Origin of the sequence: Methylobacter sp. BBA5.1, assembly GCF_000746145.1 — a bacterium.
GTDB lineage: Bacteria > Pseudomonadota > Gammaproteobacteria > Methylococcales > Methylomonadaceae > Methylobacter > Methylobacter marinus.
In genome coordinates, this window is record NZ_JQKS01000024.1 from 24,643 (window position 1) to 36,900 (window position 12,258).

Here is a 12,258-nt window from a genome sequence, read left to right on the forward strand (position 1 = left end):
AGTACCTTTATGTCGGCGGTTGATCGCCGTCGGGTAGTCACGGCGACTGTAGTTTCCTTATTCTGATATTCGACACAATCGCTTCGCCTTTGTTCGGCATGAAAGCAAGCCGGAGCCGTCCTTCGAAAACCGTCGCCGGGAAAGTCCTGACAACCGCCGCGCGATAGGCGCCGGCCGCTTTCAGAATATCGAAATGGCTTAGCCGGGGCCGGCCATTGACGGCGACAGTGAAGACCCGGTCACCGACGGCGGCATGACTGTCAGGCTCAAGAAAGCCCAGCGTGACGGAATAGTCGCCATTATCGAGCGGGATATCGTAGCTGAACGTACCGCGCCGGAAATTGCTGAACAGGTGCGGGTCCGGCGTAACGCGAGGCGGCGTTTTATCATCCGATGCCGCTAATGCCCTGGCGATCAGCCAGTCGCCCCGGCCGCCCGTGAAAAAATGATCCGAGCCGAACAGCGCGCCGTCGGATGCGGTGAATCCGGTCGTCAGCTGGCCGGCGGCAATATTGACGTCGCGGGTATGCAGCGACCACTGTACCGAATCACTGACGAATTTGCCGCCGTGATCGCCCAGTGCCGTGAGTTCGTTAATGCCGGGGCTCAGCCTGACATCCTTGAATAGGCAGATGCTCATCGGGCATTGAGCCTTGCTGGTTGAACCGATGACCTTGCCGTTGACCGACAGCTGCACCGAATCCGCGTTACTGTAGATTTTTACATCGGCGACCGCATAGGCTCGATGGGTGTAGCGCCGACCGGTAAAATAGGTCACGGGGTCGCTGCTCCAATTGGCCTTGTAGAAATAAAACGCATCCTTTTTGGTCCGCCGATCGAACGTTACCAGGCCTTTGGTATTGACGCCCCTGATATCGCCTTCATTGCGCATGGCAGAACCAAAATCGAACATGTTCCAGACGTAGCTGCCCCACAGGTAGCGCTTTTCCGTAATCATCCGGTAATGTTGCTCGTGAACATAATTGGCGTATTCCTCCGGCTGATAGACCACCGGTTGCCCGGTATTGAACACCTCCGCGGGGCCGCCCAGGGGATTGTCGCTATGGTGGCTCAGGGCGGCGCCCGCGCCGTACTCGCTGATACCCATGGGCTGGTCGGGATATTTGTCGTGCAGGGTATCGAGTAATGCGCCGAGCTCCGAGACGCTGTTGCCGTAATACCAGAGACAGTACCGGTTAAGCGCCCAGACATCAGTAATGCCGCCGGTGGCGATGGACCGGCCCATGGCGGCCAATTCCTCGCCGAGATCCGCCTCGGTCGTGACTCGACTAGCGTCCTCGGCCTTGGCAAGCGCGTGCAGTTCCCGCAACAGCGGCGTGACATTGTCGTACGGTGCGGCCGGGCAACCGGTACTCATCATCGCAATTTCGTTGCCGACGGACCACATGGCGATTGCGGCCTGGTTGTACTGCTGGCGAATCAATTCCTGCAGTTGTTGCTTCACGTTGGCCTTAAAGGCATCGGTGGCATCGGTCCCGGAACAGCGCACCGTGCTCACCCCATTCACGAAAGGCACTTCCGCCCAGACCACCAGCCCCAGTCTGCTGGCGACCTCCAGGGTGCGCAGGTTATGCGGATAGTGAGCCAGGCGGACGGTATTCGCGCCGATATCCCTGATCAGTGCCAGCGACTCATCAATATCTTCATCGGTAATACCCCAGCCCTTGCCGGGATAATCCTGATGCATGGCAACGCCGTGTAGACGGATATTCCTGCCGTTCAGGAAGAAACCCTTATTGGCATCGAAGCGCATTTGGCGAATGCCGAAATGCTGCACAACCTTGTCGAGAGGCGTGCCGTCGGTTGCCAGTAGTTCGACGACCAGTTGATATTGATAAGGGTCGTCAAGGCCTTGCCACAGGCGAGCATTGTCAACGATCAGCTCAAGCGGAACTTCCAGGCGGGCGCCGGCCGCCAGCGACACGTTTTTTTGCGCCATGCCTGCAAGCCGGCCATTGTCCGCCAACAAGGCGGCACGGATGGTATAGTCGGCGTCGTGCCCGGAATCGCTTTTCAGCTTACTCCGCACATTGACCGTTGCGCTGCTGTCCGAAATGCCGGTCGTGGCGGCATAGACGCCCGGACCGCCCATATCGTCCAGGGCGATGTGGACCGGATCCGGCGTGGAAATCAGCGCGACATGGCGATAAAGGCCGCCGGACATATTGAAATCACCGCTCAATGGCGCAATGGCCGTTACATCGCTGTCCGTTGTCGGCGCCCGGTTATCGACTTTGACCAGCAATACATTGCCGCCATTCGCAATCAGTTTGTCGGTGACATCGAAGCGGAAAGCCGTGAAAGCGCCTCTATGCCGGCCCAGTTTGCGGCCGTTCAGCCAGACATCGGCCACGATGCTGGCGGCCCCGAACTCAAGCCAGTGGCGTGCGCCCGTTGTCGGCGTCTCGAATGTGAGCCGATACCAGCCAATACCACGCCTATAGGGCGCCGCGGCATTCCAGGCATGGGGCAGGGATATCGGTTGCCAGTCGGCCGCCAGCGTATCATCCTGAACGAACTTCCAGTTGCCAACCAGAGGCGTCGTCGTCCGCAGTTCCCGGGCATTTACGCTGGCGCCCTGATCAACCATGCCGGTACAGCCGTAAATCGCTAATGCCAGAATTCATTGCCAGCGCGATCCCATCATGCGCGGCAAGAATGCCTGTTAAAGTTCCGATTACCAAAGATAAGCGCTCGCCTTTTTTGTCATTACTTCAAAGCTGAAAGCCTGCCGGGCCGGGGCGCCGGCGACACCGTAGCAAACATGCAACGGCAACAGGTGTTCTTCTCTCGGATGGCAATACCTTGCGGCCGGGGCGCTCTGCCAGTTGATCAGCCGCTGTTCTCTCTCGGATTCAGTTATCCGGCGGTTGGTGCAGGTATCGATCAGCCACTGTTCGAAAACGTCATTCATGGCTTGCGTTTCCGTTGTCGATGGCGCAAAGAAAGCCTTGAGATTATGAAAGGAAAACCCGGAACCGATAACCAGCACCTGTTGTGCCAACAAGGCGGCCAGGGCTTGACCGATCCGGATATGCTCATCGGGCCGCAAGGATTTGACCAGGGACAATTGAAGGCAGGGAATGTTGGCTTCGGGATACATGATCTTTAACGGCACGAATAAACCGTGATCAAAGCCCCGCTGATCGGTCAGGCTTGCGTCAATGCCATGGCTTTGCAAGAGATCGGCTGTCTTTTGCGCAAGCCTCGGCGCACCGGGTGCTGGATACTCGACAGAATAGGATTCATCCGGGAACCCATAATAATCATAGATCAATGAAGGTGACGCGCCGCTGGTAATGGTCGGCCTGTCTTCTTCCCAGTGAGCGCTGATCACCAGAATAGCCGAAGGATGACCAAGAGCAGGCGTTATTTTTTTAAGAAGGGCTACCAGTTCTTCATGGGCTTTGTCGCCGAGCAAGGGCAAGGGACCGCCGCCATGGGAAAGGTATAAGACCGAACCTTTCCCGGTATTTGTTAACTTGCCGTTCATGATAGCCCGTGTTGGTACGCCGCACTGGTCAGGCAATGCGATTACGTCATTTTTTCGATCGTGAAACGCTGATAACGATGCGCAAAATCGAACGGTACGCGCCGAATAACATTCATCGCGCGAGCCGCGTCCGTATCGCCGGGCGCATAGATCAACAAAAATGCGGAGCCTTGCCTGGCTGCCTCCAGATGGGTTTTTACGGCCTCATCACTCCAGCCCAATCGCGCCAGAAAACCCTTGTTGTCAGCGAGATTACGCTGTGCCGCATCAGCCACTTCCTCGCTTGTATAAAACTCGCAATCGGCCGGGTCATATCCGCCGGCCATGAGATCCCGCTGCACCTGCCGCGCATCCTCCTGGTTCGGAAACGCGACGACAAGATAACCGAGCGGATAAAAAATACCGAAGTCTGTTGTAGGTGCGGTGTGTGCTTCATTCGCTGACGTCAGATTGCTCATGACTCATCCTCTCTCTATAGCGTTACGTTAATGGTTCGCTTTGGAAAGCATCAGCAAATCTGACAGCGGCATGGGGGCTAAGTTTCCCTTACGGGCTGATCAGGAGGCCATGCCGGTTAGGCAAAAAACCGCTTCAGGTAGACACCGGTGTGCGAGGCCGGATTTTCGGCAATCTGTTTCGGCGTGCCTTCGGCCACCAGCGTGCCGCCGCCGTCGCCGCCTTCGGGGCCCATGTCGATAATCCAGTCCGCCGTTTTGATCACGTCCAGGTTATGCTCGATGACGATGACCGTATTGCCGTGATCGCGCAAGGTGTGCAGGACGGACAGTAGCTGCTTGATATCATGGAAGTGCAGCCCCGTGGTCGGTTCATCGAGAATATACAGGGTTTTGCCGGTATCGCGTTTGGAAAGTTCCTTGGCAAGCTTGACACGTTGCGCTTCGCCGCCGGACAGGGTCGTCGCATTTTGCCCCAGGGTAATGTAGCTAAGGCCGACTTCGGTCAGGGTAGCCAGTTTGCGGGCAATGGCCGGAACGGCGCTGAAGAAGGCGGCCGCGTCCTCGACGGTCATGTCCAGCACTTCATTGATGGTTTTGCCTTTGTAGCGTATCTCCAGCGTCTCGCGGTTGTAGCGCTTGCCATGGCAGATGTCGCAGTTGACGAAGATGTCGGGCAGAAAATGCATTTCCACCTTGATCACGCCGTCGCCCTTGCAGGCTTCGCAACGACCGCCCTTGACGTTGAAGCTGAACCGGCCCGGCGTGTAGCCGCGCGAGCGCGCTTCGGGCGTGGCGGCGAACAATTCCCGTATCGGCGTGAACAGGCCGGTGTAAGTGGCCGGGTTCGAGCGCGGCGTGCGGCCGATCGGGCTCTGGTCGATATCGACGACCTTGTCGAAATGATCCAGGCCTTCGATGGCATCGCAGGGGGCCGGGATGGCGCCGGCACGGTTGATCAAGCGCGCCGCATGGCAATACAACGTGTCATTGATCAGCGTTGACTTGCCCGACCCGGATACGCCCGTGACACAGATCAGCAAGCCGACAGGGAAGGCGATATCGACGTTTTTCAGGTTGTTGCCATGCGCGTTGCGCACGACGATCTGTCTGTCCTTATCGACAGGCGTCAACGACTGGGGCACGGCGATGTCGACCTTGCCCGACAGATACTGGCCCGTGAGCGAGTCTTCGTTGGCAAGTATGTCGGCCAGTGTGCCCTGGGCGATGACGCGTCCGCCATGGACGCCCGCGCCCGGGCCGATATCGACGATGTGGTTCGCCGAGCGGATGGCATCCTCGTCATGCTCGACCACGATCACGGTGTTGCCCAGGTCGCGCAACCGGAACAAGGTATTCAGCAGCCGCTGGTTGTCGCGCTGGTGCAGGCCTATCGAAGGCTCGTCCAGCACGTACATGACGCCGACCAGTCCCGCGCCGATCTGGCTGGCCAGGCGTATGCGCTGCGCCTCGCCGCCGGACAGCGTCTCGGCGCTGCGGTCCAGGGTTAAATAATCCAGCCCCACGTTAACCAGAAATTCCAGCCGCTCCTGAATTTCCTTGACGATTTTTATCGCGACTTCGCCGCGCTTGCCGGTCAGGCCGAGCTGCGAGAAGAACGCCAGCGCTCTGCGGATAGGCAAGCGCGTCAGTTGATGAATCGCCAGATCCACGATGAAGACGTTCCTGGCCGCGATGTTGAGCCTGGCGCCGCCGCAGACGTTGCAAGGCTTGTTGGATAAATACTTGGCCAGTTCTTCCCGAACCATTTGCGAATCGGTTTCATGATAACGCCGCTCCATATTGGCGATAATGCCTTCAAAGCTGTGGCGTCTTTTTTTGGCGCCGCCCGTGCCGGTCATGAACTTGAACTCGATGGTCTCATTGCCGCTGCCGTAAAGGATGACGGACTGAATGTCGCCGGGCAATTGTGAAAACGGCACTTCGGGATCGAAATCGTAATGCTTGGCCAGCGAGCAGATGATCTGGTAATAATAGGCGTTGCGCCGGTCCCAGCCGCGAATCGCGCCGCCGGCCAGGCTGATGTCGGGGTTGTGAATGATCAGCTCGGGGTCGAAGTGCTGGCGCACGCCCAGTCCGTCGCAACTGCCGCAGGCGCCTTTGGGATTGTTGAACGAGAAGATGCGCGGTTCCAGTTCGTTCAGGCTGTAGCCGCAATGCGGACAGGCATAGCGTTCGGAAAACAGCAGTTCCGTGCCGTCATCCATGCAGGCGGCAATCGCAATGCCGTCGGCCATGCGCAGGGCGGTCTCGAAGGATTCGGCCAGGCGTGTGCCGAGATCGTCGCGGATCTTGAAGCGGTCGACGATGACTTCAATGGTATGCTGCTTTCTCAGATCCAGTGCCGGTGCTTCGTCCAGATCGTACACGCTGCCATCGATGCGGGCACGGATGAAGCCCTGCGCGCGCAGGTCGTCCAGCAACTGGGTATGTTCGCCCTTGCGCTGGCTAACGACCGGCGCCAGCAGCATCCAGCGTTGTTCCCGGGGTTGGGCAAGCACCTGATCGACCATCTGGCTGATCGTTTGCGCTTCCAGCGAGACCTGGTGCTCGGGGCAGCGCGGCGTGCCGGCTCTCGCGTATAGCAACCTCAGGTAATCGTAAATTTCCGTAATGGTGCCGACGGTTGAGCGCGGATTGTGCGAGGTCGATTTCTGTTCGATCGAGATCGCCGGCGACAGGCCTTCGATGTGGTCGACATCGGGCTTTTCCATCATCGACAAAAACTGGCGGGCATAGGCGGAAAGCGATTCTACATAGCGTCTTTGGCCTTCGGCATAAATCGTGTCAAAAGCCAGCGATGACTTGCCCGAACCGGAAAGTCCGGTGATGACGATGAGTGAATCCCGGGGCAGATCAAGATCGATATTTTTCAGGTTATGCGTTCGGGCACCGCGGATGCTAATGATATCCATCAAATAATTCCGTCAATCTAAACAACCGCATAATATACGTTCAAAACCAGGCTAAGACAAACTAACGCTGGATCAGGAATTTGGGCGAGCACAAATAGTGAATACGACGGAATGATTGTTATAATGCGCGCTTTTGAAATAAACCCGAAGTAGAGCTTTTATTTAATTTCTGGCACATAAGGAGAAACTGGTTTTGACACAAGTGCAGGACATTACAAGTCCGATGAGTCCATTGGAAAAACGCGCCACCTGGTCCCTGGCCAGCATTTACGCCTTTCGCATGCTCGGCTTGTTCCTGATTATGCCGGTATTGTCATTGTCCGCCGAACAGCTTGAAGGGGCGACACCCTCGCTAATCGGCCTGGCTATTGGCATTTACGGCATCAGCCAGTCGCTGCTGCAGATTCCTTTCGGCTTGCTGTCGGATCGATTCGGCCGCAAAAAAATCATTGTCATCGGGTTATTGCTGTTTTTTGCCGGCAGCGTGATCGCCGCCGTTTCCACGACTATCCACGGGGTTGTTTTAGGCCGCGCCATACAGGGGGCCGGCGCCATAGCCGCGGCAACCATGGCGCTGGTCGCCGATTTGACGCAAGAGGTGCACCGTACCAAAGCCATGGCGCTGATCGGCGCCAGCATCGGTGTATCGTTTGGCGTGGCCATTGTCGCCGGCCCGGTCATTGCCGGCCATATCGGCCTGAACGGTATTTTCTGGCTGACGGCGGCGCTGGCGATACTGGCAATAGCCATTATTCTGTTCATCGTGCCTAATCCCCGGCACACCAAGAAACATCGGGATGCGGAGCTGGTGCCGACGCAGTTTTCGCATGTCTTGAAAAATACCGAATTATTGCGTCTGGATTACGGTATTTTTATTCTGCATGCCATTTTAACCGCGAGCTTTGTCATCGTGCCGTTGCTGATACGCGATGCGGGCTTGCTCCCCGCCCGGCACTGGCAGGTGTATTTGCCCGTCTTCGTCGTCTCCATGGCCGCCATTATTCCATTCGTCATTCTGGCCGAGAAAAAACGCAAGATGAAAAGCGTGTTTATAGGCGCCATCGCCGCCCTGGTGCTGGCCAATATCGGCTTGATGCTGGCCAATAACAGTTTGCCCGGCATCATCGTTTTCCTCTGGCTGTTCTTCAGCGGCTTTAATCTGCTGGAAGCGACTTTACCCTCATTAATCTCCAAGACCGCACCGGCAGATTTACGCGGCACGGCCATGGGGGCTTATTCAACCTGTCAGTTTCTGGGGGCGGGGATTGGGGGCGCGGTCGGCGGCTGGTGTTACGGCGCATTTGGTGCCGGCGCGGTGTTTTTATTGGCTGCCGCGGCAGCCGGCAGCTGGCTGCTTTTATCCTTTTCCATGAAGCCGCCGCGGTATTGGGCGAATCTGCTCATTTCACTGGAACGATTATCGGAACAGGAAGCCAATGAATTTATGGCGGAGATGGTGAAAATCATCGGCGTGGAGGAGGTTACGCTGCATTACGAGGAGGCCGTCGCCTATCTCAAGGTGGATAATCAGAAGCTGGACCGGGACAATCTGCAATATCTGATCTCAAGCTACTCTCGTGCCTGATTAATGATGTTAATTTACCCGCCAGGACGCGGGAGTGTTACACTCTTGGGCCTTTTTGCATAATCTTAATTGTGGGAATGAAACATGCCGCATTCCAGTTCGAAAAAAAACGATCCTGATTGGAGCCAAAAGCGAGAGACGGTCAAGCTGTTGTCTTTATCGGCCGCCCAGGTACACGATGCGTTAAAAGAGGCGGACACGTCCGTCAATACGCTGACGGAATCGTTTACGGCCATGGTCGATCATATGCAGGCGATCAATGACCATCTTCTGTCTCTTGAGTCCAGCGAGGCCAGGAATTCTGCTATCGCGCATTGTTTTCAGACCAGCGATAAAATCCAGGCCGCCGTTGTGGCTTTTCAGTTTTATGACCGTATGCAGCAGTGCCTGGAACACGTGGCATCGAATTTAAGGAGCCTGTCCCGATTGGTGGAAAATTCCGAAGGTCTTCATAATCCCAAGGAATGGCAGGACTTTCAGGAAGGCATCCGGGCACGCTATACGATGGAGTCGGAAAAGCTGCTGTTCGATGCCATTTTTCAGGGTAAATCCGTGGATGAGGCTCTCGCGTTAAAAGAAGCTCATCAACAAAGCCAATTTAATAACATAGAGCTATTTTGATAGTAAGACGCCGATGTCAATTAAACGAGTTGTATTAATCTGTTCCCTACCTTCCTTGATTACCGGTTGTGCCGATTTTTTCGGTACCCAGCGGCCGGCACCGGTATCCGGCAGGCAGCCGGATGTCTATGCCAAGCCCGCGCCCAGGCCGCAGGTAAAGCCCAGGCCGGCCAAGCCAAAACCGCCGACCGTCACAACCCGGCCGCTGAAGGAATCCGGTTCGATCGCGACCTCGCCGATGGAGGGGGCGCCGGAGTACGCGCCGCCTTTAACCCAAGAACCCTTTAGCCCGCCCGAGGTGCGTACGGAATCCATACAGCCCCTGGAAAATCTGGCGCTTGTATCGCCATCACCGGCCGTAGGCGCCTTGGTTTCAGCCGCGGACCGGAACAGTCAGGCCGGCAATCTGGAATCGGCAGCTGCCGCGCTTGAGCGTGCCATCAGAATCGAGCCGCGCAATGCCGCCTTGTTTTATAAACTGGCGGAGTTAAGAATCAAGCAGTCCAAGCCGCGTCTGGCCGAAGACCTGGCGAAAAAATCGGCATTACTGGCGTCCAAGGATACCCGGTTGAAAAGGCAGAGCTGGTTATTGATTGCCAATGCCAGGGTCATGCAGAAGGATTATGAAGGCGCCCGGGCGGCGAGAGCGAAAGCGGCGGGTTTCTAAGCGTCAGGCCCGGTCGTCAAATAATGGTTTTCCGGCGATTTCCCCGGGCGCCGGCTCTGTTTTTGCCTGTCCGGTCCGGGCAACGATTCGCCCGGTCTTTAAGCCGGATCGTTCAAGCTGTTCCCTGAAATAATCAAGATGCTGATCTATCAAATCGGCGGTTTGCGGTTTCTGGCCGAGAAAATAGGCATGCAGCCCGTCATCCAGCAATGAAACGGTGCAGGCGATGGTGCCGAGTCCGGGCGGGGTAACCGTGATATTAACCGACCAGTTGTCGTCATTAGCCTGCGCCTTGTTTTTCTTGTCCCGCGTTATTGCAATTTTTACGGTGTCGGCTTTTGTGTTTTCCACAAAAGGTATCTCCAGCGTCCATACCTGTTTTGGACTGTCTTCCTTGGGCAGCGAAGCCAACTGGTCCAGCACGATTTTAGCCAGGGCGTTCCCGGACTTTCGCTCCAGATTTTTAAGCAGGCCGAGTTCGGCGTCATCGAAGGCTTCACCGGCGTTTTTCGCGATCTCCTGTTTCAAGGCCTGTACGAATTTAAGCAGCCTGGCTTTAAAATCATCCTTGAAGGCTGATGCCGGTTGCTCCTCCGACTGCTGCAGCCTGGCTTCAAAAAATAACCCTGACTGGCTGACCGCATGCTTGATCCCTTGCTGATCGGCTAGTTGCGGCCGTTCTGGAAGCGTTTGCAAGAGAGCCGCGGCTATCTGCTTGAGCGTCTGGGAAACGGTTTCACTGCTCAGCAAGTGCGGCAAATCCTGCACTAACTGATTCAAGACCACGGATGACGCTTCATGACGAGGCAACACTTGTTTTATCCAGTCGCTTATCTTTTCTTCAATAACAGGAAGGGCAGGGAGCAGTTTGAATTCAGGATGGATACCGGTCCTGACGACTTCCAGCGTTAACAGTTGGCCGATTTTTAATGCCGAGGCGGTAACTGCCGTATCCGGATCAGCTGCAAAAGGCATGGTCGGCAGAGTTGTGTTGGATAACTGCAACTGCGAGCGATCAAGGGTGAGCACAGGTGGGTGTGGATGCCTGGCATTGGCTTGGCTAACCACTTGCAGCTGAATTTCATGAGCGGTCAATCCGATTATTTTCACTCCGAGTCGCTGTTTTAAGGCTAAAGGCGCCTCGCTATTATTAACCGTGTTACGCTTTTCATCCGCCGGCTGAACGAATTGCAGGCTTAGCACTGCATTTTGCGCTTTTGACTTGGGCAACTGAGTAAGAATCCTGAATGCCACAACCGGGGACAGCTGAATAACTTGGAGTTTCAGCGCCTGCCCGGGCGTGAGCTCGATGGGATGAGAGCTTTGCAGTTGCAGATGCCGGTCGGCCACCTTCAACAGAATGGCGCTTTTTTCCTCACTTATGCCGGCGCTGATGACTTTGACATCGATGTCCTGGCCGACAGTCAGATTCAGCCGGCTTGCCGCCGGCTTGGCTAGCGGCAATTGCCCTTGAGCGCTGATGAATGCCTTGACATCCATGCGGTTAAGCCAGCATTTGCCGGATATTCTCGATTTCATCCTTCGCGGTATCGAGAATATTAATGCTGTCTTTGGCATCGAGATGCCCGGCCAGTTTTTTATAGGCCGGCAATTCGGCTATCTTGGGCATCTTCTTGATATCAATCTTGCCGATGTAACTGTGCAATTGCGAGACCATGACGATGTCCGCGTAATTGGGCGGGTTCGGGTTATCGATAAACCAGTTTTCGGCATTGATGATCACATCCTCAAAATCAGCGGGAAAATCCCAACGCTGGATAATCTGCACGCCGATATCCGCGCGCAGGGCTTTAATCGTTTCGGCCAGATCCTTGGGGCTGGAAACAATATCGGGATGATTATCGGCATGGGTCAAAATAGGCACGACACCAATGTCATGAAGCAGCCCGGCCAACATGGCACGATCCGGATCAAAGCCGGAGACTTTGTGGGCGAATACGGCACTGATGGCGCCCACATAACTGCTGTGCATCCACAACTCAGTCATTTTGCGGCGAATGACCGGCGATCTGGCGTTGAATACCGATTTCATGGCAAACGCGGTAATGATATCCTGCGCCGCCCTTAATCCCAGACGAGTCAAGGCCTCCGGGCAGCTTTCGATTTGTTTGCGCCCCCTGTAGATCGGGCTGTTGGAGATTCTGATCAAGCGGGCGGTAATGGACGGGTCTATCTGCACGACACGCGCGATTTTAGTGCTATTGGCTTTCTCGTCGTTGATCGCCCGGCGGATTTTAAATGACACATCGGGAATCGTGGGCAGCACCAGTTTATCCGACAGCATATAGGAATAACAATCCGACAATAGTTTGTTTTTGGCCAAACTGATAGCGGTGTTGCCAGGGTTGTTATCTATTTCACTCATGCATTGTTTGTTGATTATTCGGACACGCTGTAAAAGTTTAGTTTAAAATCCCCGTTTCAATCGAGATTGATCGTCTCTATATTATTTCTTGTTG

At 55.6% G+C, this 12,258-nt stretch carries 9 protein-coding genes; 3 read left to right on the forward strand and 6 right to left on the reverse strand.

Going from position 1 to position 12,258, the window contains the following annotated elements:
- Positions 1 to 37: 37 nt before the first annotated feature.
- From EK22_RS15155 to uvrA, 4 genes are all read right to left on the reverse strand, one after another.
- On the reverse strand, positions 38 to 2,611 hold the full coding sequence (locus EK22_RS15155) for a glycoside hydrolase family 2 TIM barrel-domain containing protein (RefSeq protein WP_051961922.1): 2,574 nt from the start codon (positions 2,609 to 2,611) through the stop codon (positions 38 to 40).
- Between the two features lie 87 nt (positions 2,612 to 2,698).
- A complete protein-coding gene (locus EK22_RS15160; protein ID WP_036252361.1) occupies positions 2,699 to 3,514 on the reverse strand; it encodes a DODA-type extradiol aromatic ring-opening family dioxygenase in 816 nt (271 codons plus the stop codon).
- 41 nt (positions 3,515 to 3,555) lie between these two features.
- Positions 3,556 to 3,972, reverse strand: coding sequence for a hypothetical protein (locus tag EK22_RS15165; protein WP_020161089.1), 417 nt, complete (start codon positions 3,970 to 3,972; stop codon positions 3,556 to 3,558).
- A 116-nt stretch (positions 3,973 to 4,088) separates the two neighbouring features.
- Positions 4,089 to 6,905 (reverse strand): excinuclease ABC subunit UvrA, encoded by a 2,817-nt coding sequence (gene uvrA / locus EK22_RS15170; protein WP_036252363.1) that lies wholly within the window; start codon positions 6,903 to 6,905, stop codon positions 4,089 to 4,091.
- Between the two features lie 223 nt (positions 6,906 to 7,128).
- Here uvrA and EK22_RS15175 point away from each other — a divergent pair, with 223 nt between their 5' ends.
- From EK22_RS15175 to EK22_RS23240, 3 genes are all read left to right on the forward strand, one after another.
- On the forward strand, positions 7,129 to 8,490 hold the full coding sequence (locus EK22_RS15175; RefSeq protein ID WP_020161087.1) for an MFS transporter: 1,362 nt from the start codon (positions 7,129 to 7,131) through the stop codon (positions 8,488 to 8,490).
- 84 nt (positions 8,491 to 8,574) lie between these two features.
- Positions 8,575 to 9,111, forward strand: coding sequence for a hypothetical protein (locus tag EK22_RS15180; protein WP_020161086.1), 537 nt, complete (start codon positions 8,575 to 8,577; stop codon positions 9,109 to 9,111).
- 13 nt (positions 9,112 to 9,124) lie between these two features.
- Positions 9,125 to 9,778, forward strand: coding sequence for a tetratricopeptide repeat protein (locus EK22_RS23240; RefSeq protein WP_152565120.1), 654 nt, complete (start codon positions 9,125 to 9,127; stop codon positions 9,776 to 9,778).
- Positions 9,779 to 9,781: 3 nt separating this feature from the next.
- Here EK22_RS23240 and EK22_RS15190 read toward each other — a convergent pair whose 3' ends face one another.
- Positions 9,782 to 11,317, reverse strand: coding sequence for a flagellar hook-length control protein FliK (locus EK22_RS15190; protein ID WP_235209422.1), 1,536 nt, complete (start codon positions 11,315 to 11,317; stop codon positions 9,782 to 9,784).
- Entirely contained in the window at positions 11,283 to 12,164 is an 882-nt protein-coding gene (locus EK22_RS15195; RefSeq protein WP_020161083.1) for an HDOD domain-containing protein, read from the reverse strand. Before EK22_RS15195 ends, EK22_RS15190 begins: the two co-directional genes overlap by 35 nt.
- Between the last annotated feature and the right edge of the window lie 94 nt (positions 12,165 to 12,258).